The 20,858-nt window shown below is 63.1% G+C and carries 18 protein-coding genes; 4 read left to right on the top strand and 14 right to left on the bottom strand.

Annotated features, from left to right (window positions below; translation table 11 throughout):
- The coding region (locus A9D60_RS06435) for a transposase (RefSeq protein ID WP_175392904.1) at positions 1 to 185 on the bottom strand (185 nt) is incomplete at its 3' end.
- Positions 186 to 309: 124 nt separating this feature from the next.
- Here A9D60_RS06435 and A9D60_RS06430 point away from each other — a divergent pair.
- Positions 310 to 663, top strand: a complete 354-nt coding sequence (locus A9D60_RS06430; protein WP_065266822.1) for a hypothetical protein — start codon at positions 310 to 312, stop codon at positions 661 to 663.
- Between the two features lie 247 nt (positions 664 to 910).
- On the opposite strand, the gene A9D60_RS06425 is transcribed toward A9D60_RS06430, so the two are convergent.
- The 10 genes from A9D60_RS06425 to qhpG all read right to left on the bottom strand — a co-directional run bounded on the left by A9D60_RS06425 (position 911) and on the right by qhpG (position 13,193).
- Positions 911 to 2,614 (bottom strand): AMP-binding protein, encoded by a 1,704-nt coding sequence (locus A9D60_RS06425; protein WP_065266821.1) that lies wholly within the window; start codon positions 2,612 to 2,614, stop codon positions 911 to 913.
- Between the two features lie 69 nt (positions 2,615 to 2,683).
- Positions 2,684 to 4,087: an aldehyde dehydrogenase family protein gene (locus A9D60_RS06420; protein ID WP_065266820.1), complete on the bottom strand. Its 1,404-nt coding sequence runs from the start codon at positions 4,085 to 4,087 to the stop codon at positions 2,684 to 2,686.
- A 15-nt stretch (positions 4,088 to 4,102) separates the two neighbouring features.
- Positions 4,103 to 5,095 carry a helix-turn-helix domain-containing protein gene (locus tag A9D60_RS06415; RefSeq protein ID WP_065266819.1) on the bottom strand — a complete coding sequence of 331 codons (993 nt, stop codon included), beginning with the start codon at positions 5,093 to 5,095 and terminating at the stop codon, positions 4,103 to 4,105.
- Positions 5,092 to 5,748: a hypothetical protein gene (locus A9D60_RS06410; RefSeq protein WP_065266818.1), complete on the bottom strand. Its 657-nt coding sequence runs from the start codon at positions 5,746 to 5,748 to the stop codon at positions 5,092 to 5,094. Before A9D60_RS06410 ends, A9D60_RS06415 begins: the two co-directional genes overlap by 4 nt.
- On the bottom strand, positions 5,745 to 7,484 hold the full coding sequence (locus tag A9D60_RS06405) for an ABC transporter ATP-binding protein (RefSeq protein WP_065266817.1): 1,740 nt from the start codon (positions 7,482 to 7,484) through the stop codon (positions 5,745 to 5,747). The genes A9D60_RS06410 and A9D60_RS06405 overlap by 4 nt, the downstream gene beginning before the upstream one ends.
- Complete coding sequence (gene peaD / locus A9D60_RS06400; protein ID WP_065266816.1) at positions 7,481 to 8,560, bottom strand: quinohemoprotein amine dehydrogenase subunit beta; 1,080 nt, start codon at positions 8,558 to 8,560, stop codon at positions 7,481 to 7,483. The genes A9D60_RS06405 and peaD overlap by 4 nt, the downstream gene beginning before the upstream one ends.
- 13 nt (positions 8,561 to 8,573) lie before the next feature.
- The gene (gene qhpC, locus A9D60_RS06395) at positions 8,574 to 8,897 is read right to left on the bottom strand and encodes a quinohemoprotein amine dehydrogenase subunit gamma (protein ID WP_065266815.1); all 324 of its coding nucleotides are present in this window, start codon (positions 8,895 to 8,897) and stop codon (positions 8,574 to 8,576) included.
- On the bottom strand, positions 8,894 to 10,318 hold the full coding sequence (gene peaB, locus A9D60_RS06390; protein WP_065266814.1) for a quinohemoprotein amine dehydrogenase maturation protein: 1,425 nt from the start codon (positions 10,316 to 10,318) through the stop codon (positions 8,894 to 8,896). The genes qhpC and peaB overlap by 4 nt, the downstream gene beginning before the upstream one ends.
- A 17-nt stretch (positions 10,319 to 10,335) precedes the next feature.
- Positions 10,336 to 11,859, bottom strand: a complete 1,524-nt coding sequence (gene peaA / locus A9D60_RS06385) for a quinohemoprotein amine dehydrogenase subunit alpha (RefSeq protein ID WP_065266813.1) — start codon at positions 11,857 to 11,859, stop codon at positions 10,336 to 10,338.
- Entirely contained in the window at positions 11,835 to 13,193 is a 1,359-nt protein-coding gene (qhpG, locus tag A9D60_RS06380) for a flavin-dependent monooxygenase QhpG (protein WP_065266812.1), read from the bottom strand. The genes peaA and qhpG overlap by 25 nt, the downstream gene beginning before the upstream one ends.
- A 160-nt stretch (positions 13,194 to 13,353) precedes the next feature.
- On the opposite strand from qhpG, the gene qhpR reads away from it, so the two are divergent.
- Positions 13,354 to 14,364: an AraC-like transcriptional regulator QhpR gene (gene qhpR / locus A9D60_RS06375; RefSeq protein ID WP_065266811.1), complete on the top strand. Its 1,011-nt coding sequence runs from the start codon at positions 13,354 to 13,356 to the stop codon at positions 14,362 to 14,364.
- A 193-nt stretch (positions 14,365 to 14,557) separates the two neighbouring features.
- Here the strand turns inward: qhpR and A9D60_RS06370 are convergent, their stop codons facing one another.
- A complete protein-coding gene (locus A9D60_RS06370; RefSeq protein ID WP_065266810.1) occupies positions 14,558 to 16,210 on the bottom strand; it encodes an ABC transporter substrate-binding protein in 1,653 nt (550 codons plus the stop codon).
- A 105-nt stretch (positions 16,211 to 16,315) separates the two neighbouring features.
- Positions 16,316 to 17,974 (bottom strand): BCCT family transporter, encoded by a 1,659-nt coding sequence (locus tag A9D60_RS06365; protein WP_065266809.1) that lies wholly within the window; start codon positions 17,972 to 17,974, stop codon positions 16,316 to 16,318.
- Between the two features lie 120 nt (positions 17,975 to 18,094).
- Between A9D60_RS06365 and A9D60_RS06360 the strand changes: the two genes are divergently transcribed.
- Positions 18,095 to 19,027, top strand: a complete 933-nt coding sequence (locus tag A9D60_RS06360) for a LysR family transcriptional regulator (protein ID WP_065266808.1) — start codon at positions 18,095 to 18,097, stop codon at positions 19,025 to 19,027.
- Positions 19,028 to 19,182: 155 nt separating this feature from the next.
- Here the strand turns inward: A9D60_RS06360 and A9D60_RS06355 are convergent, their stop codons facing one another.
- Positions 19,183 to 19,704, bottom strand: a complete 522-nt coding sequence (locus tag A9D60_RS06355) for a winged helix DNA-binding protein (protein WP_065266807.1) — start codon at positions 19,702 to 19,704, stop codon at positions 19,183 to 19,185.
- A 169-nt stretch (positions 19,705 to 19,873) separates the two neighbouring features.
- On the opposite strand from A9D60_RS06355, the gene A9D60_RS06350 reads away from it, so the two are divergent.
- Entirely contained in the window at positions 19,874 to 20,845 is a 972-nt protein-coding gene (locus A9D60_RS06350; RefSeq protein ID WP_065266806.1) for a TRAP transporter substrate-binding protein, read from the top strand.
- Positions 20,846 to 20,858: the final 13 nt, after the last annotated feature.

Genomic DNA, 20,858 nt, shown 5'->3' with positions numbered 1-20,858 from the left:
ATCGATAAGCAGAACTGGATCGCCGCATTCGAGAACACCGGCGGGCGCCCAGGGCGGCCCTCATGCGGCGCGTACCAGGCCATCTCCTTGTCCAGCCAGATCAGCAAAGACCCGCGCTTGCGGAGCGCAGCGTTGTAGGCGGACCAGTTCGTCGTGCGGTAGCGGGCGGGCTTGGGCTTGCTCATGACATCCGTCTAACCCCATGGATTCGTGTTGTGAATCCTCCAACGAGAGAGTTCTGCAACAATGACCATCTGCTCAAGGAAGAAGCGCCGGTAGGTACCGAACACCACCGACACCGCACGCGCGATGGCAAACCTGTGGCGAGCGCTGGAAAAGCAAGCTAAGGCGACAGACAACGAGGATCGCCTTCGCGCGAGGGCAATCAATGCTACGATGCCGAGATCAATCGCCGCTTTCGGCGATGACGCATTGGAGCCGTTTTTCTTCGCGTTCGAATGCCTCGCCGCAGCAGCGAACTTCTGTCGGATTGCAACCCACCTTCTGCGGCCTGAGGTTGTCGACGAGATGCATGAAGACGCCGACGAAGAGGAGGCGCGGGCGGCTGCGGAGGCAGAGAAACTGGCCACAGTATCGGGCCAAGGAAAATTTGGTCGTACCACCGCCGAAGGCGTTGCGCTGAATACGCCTTCGATTAACTGAAAGGCACCCGCAGGTTTTGTTGCGGGTGGCCTTGGTCGGCAGCAGTTCCTACTTTCGGGCTGGAGCGAAGAATTTCGTTTTCGCCACAGTCCAGTGTGCGCTCCGGCAACCTCCGTTCCTGGCCGGGCCCTTGCCTTCAGCGGGAAGCTTTGTTGATTCTGGCTGTCCCAACGCCTTCAACCTACCAAGTTCCCAACAGGCGCACTGGTCAGCGAACCATCGTTCAGTATCAGGCACACCTCCGAAATCAAAGCAGCGCAAGCTGCTGTATCATGATGTCGCGCATCTTGAACTTTTGCGGTTTGCCCGTGACTGTCATGGGCAACTCGGTAACGACCCGGACAAAACGGGGGATCTTGAAGTGCGCGATCTGGCCGCGGCAGTGAGACAGGATCCCCTCTTCATCGAGGTTTGCACCCGGGGCAGGGACGATCCAAGCGCAGACCTGTTCGCCGAATTTCTCGTCTGGCACGCCAAACACCTGGGCATCTGCGATCTGCGGGTGGCGGATCAAGAATTCTTCGATTTCGCGCGGGTAGATGTTCTCGCCGCCGCGGATGATCATGTCCTTCACGCGCCCGGTGATGCTGCAGAACCCCTCCGCATCGAAAGAGCCCAGATCGCCGGTACGCATCCAGCCGTCCCTGATGGCCTCCTCGGTTGCAGCTGGGTCATCCCAATAGCCCTGCATTACTGAGTAGCCGCGCACTTGCAGCTCGCCCCGTTCCCCTGCAGGCAGGGTGGCGCCGTAGGCGTCCACGGCTTTCACTTCCAGATGCGGATGCACCCGGCCCACGGTGGTGCAGCGCTTGTCTGCCGGATCGGTGGTGAAGCTCTGGAAGGACACCGGCGCGGTTTCCGTCATGCCGTAGCAGATCGTCACTTCCTTCATATGCATGTCTGTGTTGACCCTGCGCATGATCTCAATCGGGCAGGGAGCGCCCGCCATGATGCCGGTGCGCAGAGAGGAGACATCGCGCGGCGACTGGTCCAGATCCTGCAGCATGGCGACAAACATCGTCGGCACCCCGTAAAGCGCGGAGGCGCGTTCGGCGGCGGCGGCGCTCAGCACGGAGGCGGGTTCGAACGCTTCGCCCGGGAAGATCATTGCGGCGCCTTTGGAAACCGCGCCAAGCACGCCCATCACCATGCCGAAGCAGTGGTAGAGCGGCACCGGGATCAGCAGGCGGTCAGCCTCAGTCAGGTTGATGCGGCTGGTAACAAAACGGGCGTTGTTGACGATGTTGAAATGCGTCAGCGTCGCCCCCTTGGGCAGCCCGGTGGTTCCGGAGGTGAACTGGATGTTGATCGCCTCCTCGGACAAAAGGCCTGAGGTGATCGCATCCAACTCCGCCGGGTTTACACCCTTACCCATCGCTTGCAGAGTGGCGAAGGGCAGGAATCCGGGGCCGGGATCGCCGGACATAACAACAGCATGGCGAAGCTCTGGCAGCCGCGCCGCTGCCAGCTGGCCTGGAACAGCGGTTAAGAGTTCAGGCGCCAGCTCGCGGATCATGCCCGAATAGTCGGAGCTCTTGAAACATTCGGCCGCGATCAGCACCTTGCAGCCTGTTTTGTTGAGCGCATATTCCAGCTCCGCCAACCTATAGGCCGGATTGATCGTGACCAGTATGGCACCGATCCGGGCGGTGGCGAATTGGGTCAGTACCCATTCGCAGCGGTTCGGGGACCAGATGCCGACTCGGTCGCCCTTTTCCACTCCCAGCTCCAGCAGTCCTGCGGCCAGTTCATCCGCCTTCTGTGCCAGTTCCGTATAAGTCAGTCGCACACCGGTATCTGTGAAAATCAGGGCTTCGCGGTTGCCATGCTTCTCCATTGCTTGCCGCAGAAGGTCCGGGATCGTGATGTGCTGCAACGGCGGCTCACTTGGCCCGCATACATGCGAAAGGCCGTCAATGGGTGCGGTGAAGTCAGTTTGCGGGTCAGTCATGGTTCGTCTCTGCTGGCAGTGAGGCCCGGGCCGCCGCGGCGGCAGCCCGGACCAATTCAGGTCGTGGAGTCAGCCGCGGGCGACGTTGATCACCTGCATCTGGGTGTATTCCGCGAGGCCCTCGACCGATTGCTCAACGCCGAGGCCAGAGCCTTTGAAACCAGCCATCGGGATATGCGGCCCGATGTTCAGCTGCTGGTTTACCCAGATGGTGCCGGATTCGATCCGCCCGGCGATCTCTGTGGCTTTGCCAGTGTCAGCGGAATGCACAGAACCGCCCAACCCGTAGTCAGAGGCATTGGCGCGGGCGATCACGTCATCGATGCTGTCGAAGCGGATCACCGGCAGAACCGGGCCGAACTGTTCTTCGTCCACGATCTTCTGCCCGTCGGTCACGTCCCGGACGATGGTAGGAGGCACAAAATAGCCCGGCCCGTCCTTGGCGCTGCCGCCGGCAATGATCCGGCCGCAGGCGCGGGCGTCCTCCAGGAAGCCCTTGATCTTCTCGAACTGCGCCTTGTTCTGGATCGGGCCGATGGTGGTGCCCTGCTTCATGCCGTCATCGACAACCGCCTGTTCGGCGAGGGCGGCCAGTTCTGCGCAGAACTCGTCGTAAATGTCGCTATGGACATAGGCGCGTTTCACCGCCAGGCAGACCTGGCCTGCATTGAGGAACGCCCCGCCATAGACCTTTTCCGCAGCCGCTTTCACGTCCACGTCAGGCAGCACGATGGCGGGGTCGTTCCCGCCCATCTCCAGCGTCACCCGCTTCATGGTGGCAGCGGCGCTGGCCATGATCCGCTTTCCGGTCTCCGACGAGCCGGTGAAGCCGATCTTGGCGACATCCGGATGCGCAGTCAGCTTGGGACCCAGGTCATTGGCATCTGTGATAACGTTGACCAGCCCAGCCGGGAAGATCCGGCTGCAGATCTCGCCCAGCTTCAGGGCGGCAACCGGAGTGGTGGGCGCGGGTTTCAGCACAATGGCATTACCCGCCATCAACGCCGGGCCGATCTTCCAGCAGCAGAGCAAAAGCGGGAAGTTCCAGGCGATGATGCCCGCCACCACGCCAAGGGGCTTGTGCCGGGTTTCGATCCGAAACTCGGCGTCATCCTGAATCACGCGGTCCGGCAGCTCCAGTGTGGCGGTATGCGCGAGATAGCCCTGCGACCAGGCAACTTCTCCCTGGGCTTCAGGCAGCGGCTTGCCTTGCTCCATCGTGATCAGCCGCGCCAGCTCATCCGCTTCCTCGCCGATGGCGGCGGCCAGCGCCTCGACCTTGGCGCGGCGTTCAGCCATCGGGGTTTCCGCCCAGGCCTTCTGTGCCGCCTTTGCGGCGGCCACCGCCTGCTCCATCTGGGCCTCGGAGGCATGCGGCACACGGGCAAAAACCTCCTCTGTTGCCGGGTTGATCACCTCAATCATGCGCTCCGCCGAAACCTGTTCGCCGTTGATGAGCATCCGGTAGTCCATTGCCGTTCTCCCTGTTTATCCGTCAGCCGGGTTTGATTGAAAAAGACAAGCACGGCCCGGCGACGCGGTCTTGGGCACCGGTGACAAAGAGTTTGCGTCCTGCGCCAAAAATCCGCTGAGTTTGCAGGTGCTGAGGTAGCTGCGGGGCGAACAGCCCAATTGCTGGCGGAAGACGCGGTTGAAATGGGAGATGTCGCCGAACCCTGCGCCATAAGCGATCTGGGCAATCGGAACCCGGAGGTCCTGCCGCGCCGCGTGGCGCAGCTTGGCCGCCACCACTGCAAGCCTTGCGCGGGTCAAGCAGTCGGTAAAGGTGGTACCATGCTCCTGAAACTCCCGCTGCAGCTGGCGCCGCGACAACCCGCAGCGGATGGCCAGCGTGTCCAGCGTCAGCCTCGGGTCGGCGCTCAGCAGCTCCAGCGTCTCGCGCACCAGCCGGAACCTGTGCTTGCGGGCGCCCAAGCTGCCGACACCCGGCCGCGTTCTATTGGTGAAGGCCAGAGGCACCAGTTCAAAAATGTAACCTGCGTTGTCATCAGTGCCGCCTGCGTCCAGCAACCCGCACAGGCTGGCGTGCAGCGGATGCGCTGAGTTGATCTTGCGGCCTGCCGCTGGCATCTCCCGGCGTGTCTCCAGCACCAGCGCCCGCGGCAGGTGTGCCGACAGGAAGGCGGCAGGTTGGCCGGTTATGCTCAGTTCTGCCGCGCGCGTGGAATCGAGAAGAAGAAATTCGCCGGGCATCAGCAGCGTTTCGCAGCCTGCATGATGGATGCTGGTTTCACCCTCCAACTGGTGCAGCAAAAAGAAATGCTCCTGATCGTCACGCAGTATGCCCTTGCGGGTGCGCTCTATCCGGGCCGGCGGGCAGCGGATTTCGGCCACATCAATGCCGCTGCGCCGGTGAAGGTCAAACGATCCCGCCCAATTTCCTGAGGCCCGGTCCGGGGTCGCATAATAGTGGCCGCAATTGGCACGCAGCGTGCTGTTCCAGTTGTCAAAGCAGATCATGCGGCCTGCGGGCCTCCTGTCCCGATGCGTTCCCGGCCGGTGAAGGACGGGTATTGCAGCATGTTCTCAATGCCGCCGCTCATGCAGGCCCGGGCCAGCAGCCCGGTGAAATGCGCCGCTGCCAGGCTGGCACCCCGGACCGGCACGCCAGGGGTGACCGGACAGGCGCCGTATTGTGCGCCGGGCAAGTTCAATAGTGACCATTGGCTGCTGTTGCAGCGGGCATCGCCTTGCACTGATACCACGCCCGCGCACCCCGCCGGATAAACCGGCGCGCCACGCGCCGGGGCAGAGGCGACCAGCAGCTTTCCTGCTCCCAGAACCGCAGCTGCCGCCTCATCCATCAGCGGACTGGACTTACAATGACCAAAGGAACAATGAACGATCTCCGCTTCCGACTCCGCAGCCCGGCGCAACGCCTCCGCCACGCTGGCAAGAGTGGTGGACAAGCGGCCCGCAAAGATGCTGAGCCCTAGGATCCGCGCGCCTGGCGCATTTGCGTGGATGGCAGCGGCCATGCTGCTGGCATGCAGCGCCGCCGGGCTTTCTGCCGCTTTCGGGTGCATGGCGCAGATATCCGCGCGGCTTGCGAAGCCCGGAGCATCCGCAGCCAGCGGCCCGTCAATCAGCGCTATCAACGGGGCGCGTTTCATGTCGTCACCTCTGCCAGGTCGATCACCATGTCGCATTTCCCGCTCGCCGCCGCACCGCCGTGCGCAGTCAGGATGCGGGTGGCGCGGGGAAAGGCCTCATCGATAAAGGCCAGGATCCGAGTTGCAGTGGCAGGATCCACCTCCGACAGCGCCTCATCCAGGATCAGGATATCAAACGGCGTCAGCAGCGCCCGCAGCAAGCACAGCCGCTGGCGTTCACCGCCTGACAGTGTCAGCCCGCTTTCGCCCAGCATTGTGTCAAGGCCTTCAGGCCCGCGGAACCTGTCCGCCATGCCGAACAGCTCCAGCAGCTGCCACACCCGCGCTTCATTCTCAGGCTTGGCCCAGAAGGCGCGGCTTTGGAACAGGTTGCCGCGCAGACTGGCCCGCACAGTGAAGGGCCGCTGCCCGGCATGGGCTACACGGTCAGGCAGGCTGTCCCCGCCCAGCAGGCGCAAGTCCGCGCCGCCCAGAGACACATGTCCGGCCAAGGGCTGTGCCCGCCCGCATAGTACAGCCAGAAGCGACGTCTTGCCCGAACCGCTGGCCCCCTTCAGAGCCACTCTGGCACCCTCGGGAATGCTCAGGGTGAGCGGACCCAGAGGAGGGGTGTTGCCGCGGGAAACGGTTACGTTGTCTAATTGCAGAACATAGCCGGCAGGAGAGAAACGGTTAGAAGGGGCAGAGGGTGATTGCATCACCGCATCCAGCCGTGCCGCGGCCACCTTGACCCGCGCCTGTGCGTGCCACAATCCCAGCAGAGACTGCATTGGCCCGGTCATAAATCCCATATAGGCGATAAAGGCGATCAGCGAGCCCAATGGCCACTCGCCCCGGATCACCATCAGCCCGCCCGCCAGAAAGGTCGCAGACCGGGTCAGGGCCGACAGCAGCACTGGCACCGCTCGGGTGAACTCGCCCCACAGGTTCTGGGCAATCAGGCGCTGGTTCAGCCCGGCATGATCGCGCAGGCTGCGCCGCTGAGCCCATCCGGTACCGCGGGCGGCCTGCAGTGCGGGCAGACCGAACAGGGTTTCCGACAGCCCCGCGCTGTACCGCCCCTGCATCTCGCGTACCACCGCGGCGTGGCGCTCGGTCCGGGGCCGCGCCCATACTAGAAAAGCCAGCTCCGCCGGTGCCAGCATGGCCGTCAGCAGACCCAGCCGCCAGTCCAACACCATCAGCATCGCCGAGCCGCCCAGCAGCCGGATCAGCGCTGAGGAACCGCCCAGCACTGCGTTGAAAGCAAACTTCTGCACCTCCGCGGCGTCACCATCAATCCGCGCCAGCAGTTCACCCGCGCGCTGGGTGCCAAACCAGCCGACAGGCTTGGCAGCCAGCCGCGACAGCAGCCTCTGCCGCATTCGAGCCAGCATCCGGATCGAGGCGCGCATATGCAGGATGTTGCTCAGCATTCCGGTGCCGGTGGCCAGCAGGCCGACTGCAAACAGCGCGAGCGACCAGACCAGCAGCTGTGAGGCATCCCCCGCCATCAATCCGCGGTCGATCACTAGCTTGCTGATATAGGGCGGCAGCAATCCAAGCGCGGCGGCGGCAAAACTGATCAGCAGCAGCACCGCCAGCCGCCGCCGGTGCGGGCTTAAGAGCGGCAGAAGCCAGGCTGCGGTAGCGGGTGTAAAAAGCGCCGCGCCAGCACTTGAAGGCAGGCGCGGCCAGGCGCGGGCAGCAGCAGGGCTGCCCGGCTGGGGGGAGAGTTTGGCGGCAGGCCCGGTCATCCCTGCGGCACGACGTGCAGGGTCGAGACTGACATGTCGCCGCCGGAGGGCATCCGGATCTCTCCGGTGCGTTCCAGCGTCTCGCTGTCATAGATGCCAATGTCGTCATTGGTGCCCGCGACATAGATTTCCTTCCCGTCGCTGGAGACATTGATGACGTAATAGGTGTGCGGCAGATCCACCCGCTTGACCAGTTCCTGGGTTTCCAGGTTGTGCTTGGACAGCTGGGTATAGACGCCATAGAGGTGTTTGGGGTCCACCGCACTGCGCACAGCCGAGAACATCAGTACCTCGAAAGAGGCAAAATCAGCGATCTCGGTCTCTCCGCTGGTCAGATCAACCGACTGGTAGCCCCAGACGAAATCCGCCATCTCCTGCTGGGCCTCATCGGTAAAGACCGCCGCTGTGTACATCAGCAGCATCTCGTCGTTCTGGCTGCCGGTCGGCCAGAAGGCCAGCACATCCGGCGGACTGTAGGTGGGGCGGTCCCAGCTGGCGTTGGCAATCGCCACCTCGGTTTTGCCGTTGGAGGGATCCACCCGGTAGATCTCATGCCCTGCGACATAGACCTGCCCGTTGCGGCCGCTCGCCATAAGGGTGGAGCGTCGCGGCGCCTCAAATGTCGCGGCGGGTTCCGCCTCCAGCCCGGCGGCGGTGTCATAGACAGCAAACTCCGGCTGCATCACCTCGTACCGGTCTGTCAGTTTGCGCACCGGATTGCGCACCGTGTAGATCTGGCTGCCGTCCTTGGACACCGCCAGCGAGGCCAGCGAGCGGCGGGTCACGTCACCTTCGGACTGGGCAGCGTGGAACACCTTTTCGCAGGTCTCGATATCGACCCCGACCACGTCCTGCCAGTGGTTCAGCAGCACGTAGGCGATGCGGTTGTCCGGCGACATCGCAATAACGCCGGGCGTCACATTCGCCCCCAGATCGCAGTCGGCTTTGACTGAGCGGTCCTCGGCATCAAAGACATAGAGGTTGGAGGGCCGGGCGACCGTCACCAGAAGGTCGCCAGCGGCCAGCGGCAGGGCTGACGCGCAAAACGCGGCAGCAGCAAAAAGCGCGGATTTCATAATGCGGGTCTCCTCAGGTTTCGGCGTCGGTGGGATAGGTGGCGCCAAGCGCCCGCCAGTCCTTGGCGGCATTGGGCGCGCCTTCGTCCCAGTTCTGGTGATTGACCATGATGTCGGGCACCTGGGCGGGCCACCAGCAGGGGTCGGAGCAGCCGTAAAGGTCCGCCTCCATCGGTTGGCACAACGCAGCCAGGCCGCCAAAGGGGTCGACCTCCCAGCCCGGGTCGAATGTGGTGGCACAGCCTGCGGTCACGGTCTGCATCGCGCGGACCTCGTCCATCTGGCCTTCGGCAGCGGCCTGCTGAACGCGTTCGGCTTTCTGATTGAGCGGTTTCATTTTCCAAACGCCCTCCTCGGCGCAACATGGTGGTGAAAGAACTGCGGCGCCTGGGCGATCAGCCGGGCATAGGCGGCGACGCCAAAGTCGATCCAGTCGCGCATCAGGTCGCAGTAGTGATAGGTCGGCATCATCGGATCGCTGAAATGGGCGTAGCTCTCGTGATAGCAGCCGCCCGCGCAGAGGTTGCGGATCCTGCAGGTGGCGCAGCCCTTCTCGGTGCGGTCGGAGCGCGCCTTGATGAAGCCCGACAGCTCCTTGCGCTTGATGCCTTCGTCGACGGAGCCGAACTGGTCCATTTCCGATCCGGTGAACCGGTGGCACAGGTTCAGCGCGCCATCGTGGTTGACCGCCAGCATGCCCACACCGGCGCCGCAAGGGAGCGCCTTTGAGCGCCCCTCATAGAGGTCGTTCATCATCTGATGCATGTTGGAAAAGCCGATGTTACGGCCCTCCAGCGCTGCCTCGACATAGATCCTGCCGAGGGTTTTCATCCCCTCGAACACCTCCAAAAGTTCGGCACCGTTGAGGTTGAAGGCATCCATTTCCCCTGATGTGACCGGAGAAAAACCGACCTCGGCAAAGCCGATGTCGTTCTTCAGATGGTCCCAGATCTCCACGATGTTGGTGATGCCTGCGGTCAGGGTGACGCGGGCGCCGACCGGTTTCGATGTGTACCGCGACAGCAGCAGCCGCGCCTTGGCGGCCACGGTGTCATAGGTGCCCTTGCCGCCTACCGTCTTACGGTTCAAGTCGTGCTGCGCCTTCGGCCCGTCGATGGAAACTGTCAGGCCAAAGCGGTGCGCGTCCAGCCAATCGATCAAGGGCTCGTTCAGCAGTGTCGCGTTGGTGGTGAGGCTGAAGTTCACCTCTTTGCCAAGCGCCGCAAAGTGCGGTTCGGCCCAGTCCACCACCTGCCGGATCAAGGGCAGGTTCGACAGCGGCTCACCGCCGAAGAACACAATGTTATAGCTGTCCCGGTCCGGATTTTCGGCCAGCAGCATCTCTGCCGACTTCCGCGCGGTGTCAAAGGCCATTTTCTGGCCCTTGGACGGGATCGCCAGATCCTCCTTGTAGCAATAGGAACAGGCCAGGTTGCAACCGGTGTTGACGTTCAGCACGATGGTGGTCAGCGGAAAGGTCTCGATCTCGATCGGCGGCCGTTCCGGCTGCAGCGGGCGGCCGTCGTTGACGATATCCAGCCGCACCAGCCCATCCAGCCGCGCCGCCGCGTCCTTGGCCGCAAACCGCGCCTCGAATTCATCCATCGAGAACGCCTGCTCCTGCGCGGCATAGTCGAGGATATCCCGGTCCACCCCGTCCATCTCAAAGATCGAGGTGGTCGGCACATGGAACAGAACCTCCCGCCCCTCGACCTCAACCCGGTGCGCATTGGCCGGTTGATAGTGAAAGTCTTTCATGGTCTCTCTCCCCTGTCTCAGCGGATCGGCGGGTCGATGAAGCGCTGCACGGTGACGATCAGCATCGCCTCCGCCTGCTGGCCCATCGCCTCTGCCTGCACGGTCAGCTCGCCCGCATTGTTGGCGCTAAAGGGGCGGTCCGGGTTGGGGCCGGCAACTGCGGGCAGGAAGATGCCGTTTGACTGCATTTCGCCTGCAAATTCAGTGTCCTTCATATGGGCTGCGTGCTCATGCGCATTGGCCACGGTCCATTGCGCCTCGACCCGGCCGATGCGCACGTCATCCTCGGTCCCGGCCTCGCCGTCAGGGCCGTTCCACATGCCGACCGCGTTGAAATAGGCAGGCACCGCTGCCGGGCCTTCCTCGCTGCCTCCGCCCACGCGGGCGATAGTGAACTCAGGCTCCACCCGCAGGCTGTCGACAGAGGTGTAATGGGCGATCTGCCCCTGGGCCCCGCCCGCGCTGAAGGTGACAGCGCCGTTGCCCTCCGCCGCCAGCGACAGCGCAGCGCCAAAGGCGTTCGCCGTGGCCTCACCGGCAGAGGCGTCCAGCCCGTCCAGCCCGGTGCCAACCACCTGTACCTGCGCCTCGCCTGCTGGTACGGCCGAGGGAACTGTGCCAAGGATGACGCTGCCAGACCCCTCCCGCACACCGCTCAGCGGCGCGCCAAGGGCATCGTTGCTGCGGTCGAACTGGCGGCCTTGCAGGCTGTTGCCATCCTCCGACAGTGCCAGCACCTGGCGGTATGCGGTGCCGCCGATGTCCAGATTGGCGCGCCATTCATACCCAGTGTACAGGTTCATCTGGCCGGACGCGGGATGGGTGGTGCCATCCGCCATCATAAACTCGCCGCTGACCTGATAGGGGGACGCCTCGCCGCTGACCGTCAGCCGGCCATAGGCCTCGCCAACGCCGGGCAGGTCGGTCATCACGACCCAGTCGCCCGCCACCGGCTGCTTGTCTGCCGCCTGCCAGTCCGCCCAGGCGGCGGTTTCCAGCGGATTCCGCTCCGCCAGATAGCCCGCAATCTCGGTCCGGGCGATCTTGTACCACTCCCGGTCGCGGCCAAGCGCCTGGTATTCAATGGTCGGAAAATGGCCGACATGGAAATCCATGTGCAGTTCCCATTCCTCCGCAGTGCGATTCTGCAGCACCCCCCGTGCGCCGGTATGGCAGCGTGAGCACATCGAGGCGAAAGGCTCGTCGAAGCTCTCCTGCGCGTTTGGATCCTTCTCAAGCGCGTAGCGGTAGGGCGCGGCCTCGGACGGTGCCAATCCTTGGGTATCCGCCAGATGCTGCACGATGGCGCGGCGGTCCCCGGCGCTGATGTCCAGACCATGCGCCTGCTGCATCCGGACGATAGTCATCATCCAGCCTTCAGGCGTCTTGCGCTGGCCGCTGATCCGGCTCAGCCCGTTTTCCTCTGCCGTGTGGCAGCTGGAGCATATATTCTGCAGCAGCTCCTCACTGGCCAGCGCAGGCATGGCGCCCGCCACTGATATCAGAAGTGCAGCTGTCAGGCCGCGGGATTGTAGTTGCATGGATCAGTCTCCCTGTTTGCAGTGTCCCAGGGGATCTGCGCCCCCTCGGTGAAGCCTTGTGACAAAAGCCATTGATGGATCGCCTGTGCCGCCTGCGGCGGCGCCTCGGGCAGAACCGTGCTGTGAAAGCGGGCCGCATCCGGCAGCGGCTGGCCGTTCAGGCGGCGTAGCAACGGCACGATCTCTTGCCCGGCAGCAAAAGCCGCGCCGCCGGGTGCGTCCCGGGTGATCAGCACCTCGCGCCGCGACAGATGCCCGTCCTGCACGACAACCCGCATCGCGGTGTGAGGGCGAATGTCCGGAGCATGGGCCGGGACATCGTCTGGCCATGCCGCGCGCTCTTGCCAGAACTTTGTTTTCAGTCCGGCCTCGCGGTAGAAATCGCGCCCCACGCGGGCCTGACGCCAAAAGGTCTCTGCCACCCGGTTGCGGTAAAAGTCGCGAGCCAACTCTGCCTCCCCGGATAAGAGCGCCCGCGCGATGGGCACCGCCATCAGCGCCGAGGACACCGCCCAGAACATCCCGTGCCCTGACAAGGGATCCAGCGCCACCGCCGCATCCCCGAGGCGCGGGCAGCGCGGGTTCAGATCCGGTGCCGCCAGCCGCGGCACAATCGCATGAACAACGGGGCGGCGGGGCATCGGGGTCTCTCCCATAACCGTCTGCCACAGCGCTGCCACAGCCGTTTTCCCGCCCGTTTGGCCCAGTGAATCCGCAGCGCCCACCGCCTGCAGCCACAGCCGGTCGCGGTCCATAGGAACCGACCAGAGCCAGCCATCGGGCCGCGCCTCGATCCGCGGTGTTTCCATATCTCCCGCCTGCGGAGGTACAAATCCGGCAACTGAAATCGTGTCCGGCCCGGCCAGTTCAGTCCGCTGCATTTCCGTGGATTGGCGCGGCGCACGGCGGCCTCGGGCCTCGAACAGAAGCCGGGCAGACAGGCACGTGCCATCGGCCAGCCGGATTTTACCAGCATCGGGCCGCACGCTGGACACAGAGGCATAAACAAGGCTGACACCCTCGGCCCGCGCCGCCTCCAGCAGCCCGGTGTCAAAGGCGCTCCGGTCGGCCAGATGCTCGCTGTTCTGCCCGCCCTGGAACGCGCCCCAGCTGACATGCCGCTGCGCCGCCGGGCCGACCCCAGCCAGCGGCAGCCCGTGCCGCGCCAGGATCGCAGCTACACGGCCGGAAAGGCCCTCGAACCGCGGCGCGTGAGGCGGCAGAGTTGCCATCGCCACGCTGAACCCGGCCCGCGCCAGCAAAATTGCGGCCACCGACCCGGCCGGGCCGCCGCCTGCAATCGCGATATCAAAGGTGCCTGTTTGAGGTGCCATTTGACCAAGGTGCCCCGGCCGGCCGTCCCTTGTGGCGGACACTTCCGGACAACAACCCGACATTTTCGGACAGAATCGGCCGCTTAGGCCCCCGTTGCAGCAATTTTTCTGGAATAGAGGATTTTTACGGTATTCTGGCGCAATCCTGAGGAACTGCGCGATGCCACACACCTATCAGCCCCGGATTTCCGCCTCCACATTGAACGACCCGCTGCGGGCGGTGGAGTTTATGAACGGCGATTCCGCCTCGATTTCCCGCAACGCGGGGATCCGCCCGCAGGACCTGGATGGCGAGATTGGCCTGAAGAAATTCGTGGACTTCTGCGAGCATGCCTCAGAGCAGCTGAACCTCCCCGATTTCGGCTGGCGCGTGGGTTCAGTATTCAACCTGCAAAACCTTGGCACGCTTGGGGAATATATTCTGCAGGCGCCAACGTTGGGGGCGGCGCTGGCGCTATTCCGCAATGCCTTTCCGATGGTGCAAAGCGACTCGGAGCTGCGGCTGACGGTCGACGGGGACAAGGCGCGGCTGACCTACCGGATCCTCGACACCCGCATCTGGCCGCGGCAGCAGGATGCGGAGCTGACGCTGTCGGTGTTCCACAGCCTGATCCGCTCCGCCACCGGCCCGGACTGGCGGCCCGACCTGCTGTCGCTGGAGCACGAATCAAGCGCGCTGCACAGCCGCAGCGCCGCGGGGCCGCGCTGTCCGGTACAGTATGCGGCGCCCTCGAACACGCTGGTGTTTTCGTCGGGTCTTCTCGATCTGCCACTGTCGGACCGCGAAAACCCTGGGTTCAAGTCCGCCTCGCAATCGATTGTCCGTACCGCCCGTCAAAGCGAGCGGGAGGCGCCAGTCACGGTGCGGGTGCGCCGCGAGTTGCTGATGCGGATCGGCCGCGAGAGCTTTGAGCAGACCGCCATCGCCGCCGCCTTGGGGATGTCGCGCCGTACTCTGCGGCGCCGGCTGGAAGATGAAGGGCAGAAGTTCTCCCGTCTGCTGGCCGGCTGCCGTATGGAGATTGCCAAGCGCATGCTGCTGGCTCCGGGCGCGCAGCTTCATGACATCTCCGAAAGGCTGGGCTATTCCGAGGTATCAGCATTCGAGCGCGCCTTCCGGCAGCAGGAGGGAGCCACCCCCAGCCAGTTCAGAAAGCAATCCTCTGCCTGAATTTCCCTGGTTGGATGCTGCAGGCATGAGTTTGGCGCCAATGAAAAGCGTCTTGAAGCATTGTCTTGCGTTGCGAAGTTTCAGGTGGTGATGAAGGGCTTTCCTTTGTGGAATGACGCTCAAATTGACAAGAAGCGCGCACCAATTCTGGTGCGCGCTTACCTGTCCTCGCGGCAATGGTTATACGCTGTGGTCAGGCTTCAAGAGCCAGCTTGTGCACGTGGATTTCATTGATCGGATGGCTCTCGGCACCGATAATGCCAGGCCGCGCATGGCGGTACAGCGAGCGCCAGTAGGGCTGAATGATGGTGCCGTCCTCACGCATGAACTGCTCGATCTTCTCCATATGCCCGCGGCGGGTATCGGCGTCGGCAATCGCTGAAGCGGCTTCGAGCATGCTGTCGAACTCGGCGCTGGCGAGGCCGGTCTCATTCCAGGCCACCCCAGTCTTGTAGGCCAGCGTCAGCACCTGCACTCCCAGCGGGCGGTGACCCCAGTCGGTGGAGCTGAACGGGTATTTGTCCCAGTCGTTCCAGAAGGTGTTGCCAGGCAGCACCGTGCGTTTGACCTGCAATCCTGCATCGCGCATCTGCGCTGCCAGCGCGTCCGTTGTGTTGCGCCGCCAGTCGTCGTCGATGGAGATCAGCTCGTGCTCGAAATCGAGCATCCCGGCCTCTTCCATCAGCTGGCGCGCGGCTTCGGCGTCGCGGACAGGCGCGCCGATATCGGCGTATTCCGGGTGGATCGGGCAGACGTGATGGTTCTCGGCCAGGGTGCCGCGGCCGTCATAGCCCAGTTCCAGCAGCACCGCGTTGTCGCAGGCCAGCGCCAGGGCGCGGCGGACACGGGCGTCGGCATAGGGGGTTGCCCCGTCTACAATTGCGTCGCGGTTGGTGCGCAGCACCAGGGTATTGGCGGAAACGGACTCGCTGACATTCCAGCCGATAGAGGTGAAGATGTCGACATATTCACCCACGGTCTCATAGGTCATGTCGATTTCCTCGGCTTCCGCGGCAGAGAGATGGGTCGATGCGTCGGTGCCGAAGTCAATGAATTCGATGCGGTCCAGATAGGCGCCTTCGCCCCACCATTCGTGGTCGGTGTTCTTCTCCAGCGCCACCTTCACGCCGACTTCGTATTCGACCAGCTTGTATGGCCCGGTGCCCACCGGGTCGGCGCCGGGATCACCCGACCAGCCGTCAGGCACGATGGCGGCGGGATATTCAGTGACCGCCGGGATGATGGTGATGTCCGGACGGGTCAGTTTCAGTTTAAGGGTCAGATCATCAATGATCTCCAGCGCGCCCTCAGCCGGGCCGTCGCCGGCCTCGTTCTGCAGGGAGCCCATGCGGGCCGCCATCGAGTTGCCTTCCCATTTGCCGTCACACCAGCGGGCAAAGTTATATGCGACATCCTTGGAGGTCAGGGTGCCTCGGCCGTCGTTCCAGTTCACGCCGGGGCGGATGTGCAGCAGATATTCTGTGGCGTCTTCGTTGACTTCCCAGCTTTCCAGAAGCCGGGGCTCAAAGGTGCCGTCGGCGTTGTATTGCACCAAGTATTCCAGGTAGCCACGCACCAGGTTGCCCAGCTGCGGCCAGTTGAACAGCGGCGGATCGAGCAGCGCGCGCACGACCTGCTGGATGCGGATGGTGCCGCCTTCCTGCGCATTGGCGGCGGCTTGAACTGGCTGGCTGAGGCCGATCATCCCGTAGGCGGCAGAGGCAGTGACCCCCAGCGCGGTTGCCCGGCTCAGGAATTCGCGTCGGTCCAGCTTGCCTTGCGCCGCCTCCTCTGCGTGCATCAGAGCCGCAGGGTGAAGGGTTTCCCTGTTGTAGTATTTGGTCATTTTGCTTCCTTTTTTGCTGTGTGCGGCGCACGAAAAGGTGCGGGCAGAGGTCTTGGGAATGGAACGGCAGCCCTGCCCGCCGGCCGCCGCCCCCGGGGAGATTCATTATTCAGCGGGCTCCTGGGTTACAGTGGTGGCTACACCCGCCTGCGCGCGGCGGCCGTCGTTGTAGATCGCCTTGATCAGTGCTGCGCATTGCAGCACCATCACCACCGAGAAGGGCAGGGCGCCGATCACCATCGCGGTCTGGATCGCCTTCAGGCCGCCGACCAGCAGCAGCGCGGTGACCATCGCCCCGAGCGCTGCCCCCCAGAACAGGATATGCGGGCGGGCCTTGGGGCCTTCGTCGCCGGCGGCGTTGATGGTGTTGACGATCAGCACGGCGCTGTCCGCAGTGGTCACAAGATAGGTCATCAGCAGAACCACGATCATCACCGACATCGCCCAGCCCAGCCACGGTGACAGCATGTATTGCACCATGGCAAAGATCTTGTCGCCATCCGGTGCGCCGGAGATCTGGCCGCTTGCGCCGCCGTTCAGTTCCAGGTCGATGGCAGTGCCGCCGGCCCAGGTGAACCAGACAAAGCACATCAGTGACGGCACGATCATCGCGCCGAGCACGAACTCGCGGATAGTGCGGCCCTTGGAGATGCGGGCCAGGAACAGGCCGACAAAGGGCGCAAAGGCAATCCACCATGCCCAGTAGAACACCGACCAGCCGCCTTGCCAGCTTTCCAGCTTGGAGGCGACGCTGTCCGGGTTGCCGTCACCGGCCCAGACGCGGAAGCTCATGTCCGGCAGCGCCGCCAGGTAGTCCCACAGGCCGACCAGCAATGCCTGCAGGCCAAAGAAGGTGGAGCCGAACAGCAGAAAAAAGCTTAGCAGCGCGATGCTTAGCACCATGTTCAGGTTGGACAGCCATTTGATGCCCTTGCCGACCCCCGAAAGCGCCGAGGCGGTGGAGGCGGCCATGATCACCACAATAGCAACCAGCACGCCGGCGGTGTTGGCGGTGCCCGCCTCATTGGTCAGACCGGTGATGCCGATCCGGGTGAGGCCGGAGACAAACTGTTCCACCCCGAAACCCAGGGTCTGCGCCACGCCGAGAATAGTGGCAACCACGGCGACGATATCCACCAGGTGGCCGATAGAGCCGGAGAGGCGGGTGCCGAACAGCGGTGTCAGCGAAGAGCGCATGGTCAGCGGCAGGCCGCGGCGGTAGCTGAAGAACCCCAGCGCCAGTCCGGCGATGGCATAGCAAGCCCAGGCGCCCAGGCCCCAGTGCAGGAACGACCATTTATACGCCATGCGGATATTGTCGGCGGTGCCGCCAGTCGTCAGCCCCTGGATCACTTCCGGGTTGTTGTTCCAGTGATAGATCGGCTCGGCGACCGCCCAGGTCAGCATGCCGACCCCGATACCTGCGCCGAACATCATCGAGAACCAGGAGAAGTTGGAAAACTCCGGCGCGTCGCCCTGCTGGCCCAGTTTGAGCCGCCCTGCTGTTGGCCAGATCGCCAGCGCAATGCAGCATAGAACGAACAGCGCCACGGTCCAGATATACCAGGCGCCGAAGGAGGCGAGGATGAAGCCGTTGATCGAGTTCAAGACTGCGCCCGACTGTTCCGGGAAGGCAATCGCCCAGACCACCAGCCCGCCGATCATCAGCTTTGATGAAATGGTGACGATCTGGCTGAAGCCCCGGTAAAATCCGCTGTCGGACGTGCCGATCGGCAGATCCGTTAAAGGAGGTTTAATTGACATGCAGTGTCCCTGTCTTTTTTTGATCTGCCTGGAGGTGCCGCCGGGGCTGCGGCCTTAGCAGAACTTACGCAGGGCATTTTTTGTTATAAAAATTTTCCCTTTTGCAGTAGGCAATATTTTATGAGCGACATTAGCAGTATTAATAGGAAGCTGAGCTACAACCTGGTCGCGCTGCACACTTTCGACCTGGTGGCCCGGCATGGCAACTTCACCGGCGCCGCCGAGGCGCTGGGGCTGACGCAGTCTGCTGTATCCCAGAAAATCAAGGGGCTGGAAACGGAACTGGGCATTGCCCTGTTCAAGCGCGAGCACCGCGGCGTGTCGCTGACGAACGAGGGCGTCCGGCTGCTCAATGTTGTCCGTCCGGCAATGACGCAGATGGGAAATTCCGTGGCCTCGCTGCTGGAGCGGAAGTCCAAGCCAAGAGTGCGGATTTCCGCTGATTTTGCCTTTTCCAGCTTCTGGCTGCTGCCGCGGCTGTCGCATTTGAGGGCTGAACTGGGCGATGAAATCGAGATCCAGATCCTTGCGGCACAGGCGCCGCCGGACGATTACGGCGACGATTGCGACATCAAGATCCACGTATCTCCGCGCAGCAGTATGGTGGACGGCGATGTTATGCTGCTGCAGGAGCGGGTCACGGCTGTCAGCAGCCCTGCCTATCTTGGGGCTCACGGCCCGATTGCCGCGTCTGCCAATCTGCTGGACTGCCACCTTCTCAGCCTTTCAAAACCGGCTTCGGCGGAATGGCAGACCTGGCAAGGCTGGTTCGATCGGCTTGGCATCGCGGGGGAACGCTCCAAGAACTACATCAGCTTCAACAACTACGACATGGTGGTGCAGTCGGCGGTGGCTGGTGATGGCATCGCGCTGGGCTGGCTGGGTCTGATCGACAACCTGCTGGCTGACGGCAGGCTGGTGCAGGTGACCGGGGATGTCGTCGCCAGCGACGCGGGCTATGTGATGTCGCGTGACTATTCTAGCCGCCTGCGCGGCCCCAATCTGGTATTCGAGTGGATTGCAGCACATTCGGCCGGCCTGGCGTTTAAGTAAGAATCCGGAATCTGAAAGGCTTTGCCGTTACGCCATGTATGCCCTGTTGGAAAGCGTGGCAGCATCGTGCGGTGCCAGCAGATTGAGTTTGAGCCGGTCACCGCTTGTTCTTTGCCGGTGAACAATGCCGAACACTTAAATTAAAGGGTCCGGACCTATAAAGACGCCGCCGCGCGGCTGGCCTGGTCATAGTGCCCCGAAAGCGCGCGCAGGCTACGGGCCAATTCGCGCAGGTCCTTTCCTGGCAGTTCACCTGCTTCCAATCCATCCAGCAGGCAATGACGGCGGATGTCACGGTAGGCGGCGCAGAGGTCCGCGCCCTCTGCCGAGGTGCGATAGAATACTTCCTTGCCGCGTTTCTCCGAGTCCAGCAGCCCGGCCTTCAGCAATTTGCGCAGCCCGTAGTTCACTGTGTGGCTGTCTTCAATGTTGAGCAGGAAGCAGATGTCGGACAGGCGCTTGTCCTTGCCGCGGTGGTTGACGTTGTGAAGGATGAGGATTTCCAGCGCGCTGAGGTTGGGTTGCCCGGCTGCTGTCATGCAGCGGATCATCCAGCGTGAAAAGGCGTTATAGGCCACGATGAGGCCGTATTCCAGTTCCGAAAGCTCCCAGCCTTCGCCTTCGGCCAGATGGCGTGAAGAGACGATTCGGCGGGATTTTGGCAATTTTTCACTCATTCAACACCCTTTCCATATCGGTAAAACCCCGGTGTTTTGCCTGTATTTGACGATAAAAGAACAAGATTTCAAGGAGATCAAGAAGGTGGTGAGAGATCGCTTGCATTACGTTGACAAATTGTAAGCGTAATGACTACAAAATACTTATATATTGCATTGGGAGGAGAAAATGCAGATTAAGCGTATGCTGGGCGGCGCAGCGGTCCTGATTGCCGGGCTGTCGGTTTCGGTACAGGCGGCGACCTGGGACATGCCGACCCCTTACCCGGACGCCACGTTCCACACCAAGAACATCGCAGAGTTTGCCGAAGACGTTTCTGAGGCTACTGGCGGCGGGCTTGAGATTAAGGTCCACTCGGCCGGCTCGCTGTTTAAACATCCTGAAATCAGCAAGGCGGTGCGCAGCGGCCAGGTGCCCGCGGGTGAGTTCTTCTTGTCACTGCTCGCCAATGACAACCCGGCTTTCGGCGCCGACTCGCTGCCGTTCCTGGCCACCAGCTATGAAGAGGCCGAACGCCTTTGGACGGCGCAAAAGGGCGTAATCGACGGGCTGCTGGACGAGCAGGGGCTGATGGCGCTCTACGCGGTACCGTGGCCGCCGCAGGGGTTGTACACCACCAAGGAGATCAACAGTGTCGGCGATCTGGCGGGACTGAAGTTCCGTACCTACAACGCGACGCTGGAGCAGTTCGCCAACCTGGCGGGCGCGGCGCCGACCCAAGTTGAGGTTCCGGACATTCCGCAGGCCTTCAGCACCGGCCGGGTCGAGGCGATGATCACCTCGCCGTCCACTGGTGTGAACTCCAAGGCGTGGGACTTCCTGACCCATTACACCGACATCCAAGCCTGGATCCCGAAGAACATCGTGGTGGTGAACAAGCGGGCCTTCCGCCGTCTGGACGAGGCCACCCAGGCCGCCATTCTGGAAGCTGCGGCTGAGGCCGAGGCGCGCGGTTGGGAGATGAGCCGGGCCGAGACCAGCAGTCAGATCGAGGTGCTGAAGGAAAACGGCATCACCGTGTCCGAGCCGTCGGAAGAGCTGATGGAAGGCCTGCGCGCGATTGGGGCGCAGATGCTGGAAAGCTGGAAAGGCGAGGCCGGGGAGACCGGTGCCGCCCTGCTGAACGCCTACCAGCAGTAACGTGACCTTGGCC

This window comes from Leisingera sp. JC1 (assembly GCF_001679925.1).
Taxonomy (GTDB): domain Bacteria; phylum Pseudomonadota; class Alphaproteobacteria; order Rhodobacterales; family Rhodobacteraceae; genus Leisingera.
The sequence above is the reverse complement of the archived record's forward strand: the minus strand, read 5'-3'. Positions and strand labels throughout refer to the sequence as shown.

Coding starts and splice junctions, on each gene's coding strand:
- A9D60_RS06430 (WP_065266822.1), top strand. CDS start 310: ATGGCAAACCTGTGGCGAGCGCTGGAAAAGCAAGCTAAGGCGACAGAC.
- A9D60_RS06425 (WP_065266821.1), bottom strand. CDS start 2,614: ATGACTGACCCGCAAACTGACTTCACCGCACCCATTGACGGCCTTTCG.
- A9D60_RS06420 (WP_065266820.1), bottom strand. CDS start 4,087: ATGGACTACCGGATGCTCATCAACGGCGAACAGGTTTCGGCGGAGCGC.
- A9D60_RS06415 (WP_065266819.1), bottom strand. CDS start 5,095: ATGATCTGCTTTGACAACTGGAACAGCACGCTGCGTGCCAATTGCGGC.
- A9D60_RS06410 (WP_065266818.1), bottom strand. CDS start 5,748: ATGAAACGCGCCCCGTTGATAGCGCTGATTGACGGGCCGCTGGCTGCG.
- A9D60_RS06405 (WP_065266817.1), bottom strand. CDS start 7,484: ATGACCGGGCCTGCCGCCAAACTCTCCCCCCAGCCGGGCAGCCCTGCT.
- peaD (WP_065266816.1), bottom strand. CDS start 8,560: ATGAAATCCGCGCTTTTTGCTGCTGCCGCGTTTTGCGCGTCAGCCCTG.
- qhpC (WP_065266815.1), bottom strand. CDS start 8,897: ATGAAACCGCTCAATCAGAAAGCCGAACGCGTTCAGCAGGCCGCTGCC.
- peaB (WP_065266814.1), bottom strand. CDS start 10,318: ATGAAAGACTTTCACTATCAACCGGCCAATGCGCACCGGGTTGAGGTC.
- peaA (WP_065266813.1), bottom strand. CDS start 11,859: ATGCAACTACAATCCCGCGGCCTGACAGCTGCACTTCTGATATCAGTG.
- qhpG (WP_065266812.1), bottom strand. CDS start 13,193: ATGGCACCTCAAACAGGCACCTTTGATATCGCGATTGCAGGCGGCGGC.
- qhpR (WP_065266811.1), top strand. CDS start 13,354: ATGCCACACACCTATCAGCCCCGGATTTCCGCCTCCACATTGAACGAC.
- A9D60_RS06370 (WP_065266810.1), bottom strand. CDS start 16,210: ATGACCAAATACTACAACAGGGAAACCCTTCACCCTGCGGCTCTGATG.
- A9D60_RS06365 (WP_065266809.1), bottom strand. CDS start 17,974: ATGTCAATTAAACCTCCTTTAACGGATCTGCCGATCGGCACGTCCGAC.
- A9D60_RS06360 (WP_065266808.1), top strand. CDS start 18,095: ATGAGCGACATTAGCAGTATTAATAGGAAGCTGAGCTACAACCTGGTC.
- A9D60_RS06355 (WP_065266807.1), bottom strand. CDS start 19,704: ATGAGTGAAAAATTGCCAAAATCCCGCCGAATCGTCTCTTCACGCCAT.
- A9D60_RS06350 (WP_065266806.1), top strand. CDS start 19,874: ATGCAGATTAAGCGTATGCTGGGCGGCGCAGCGGTCCTGATTGCCGGG.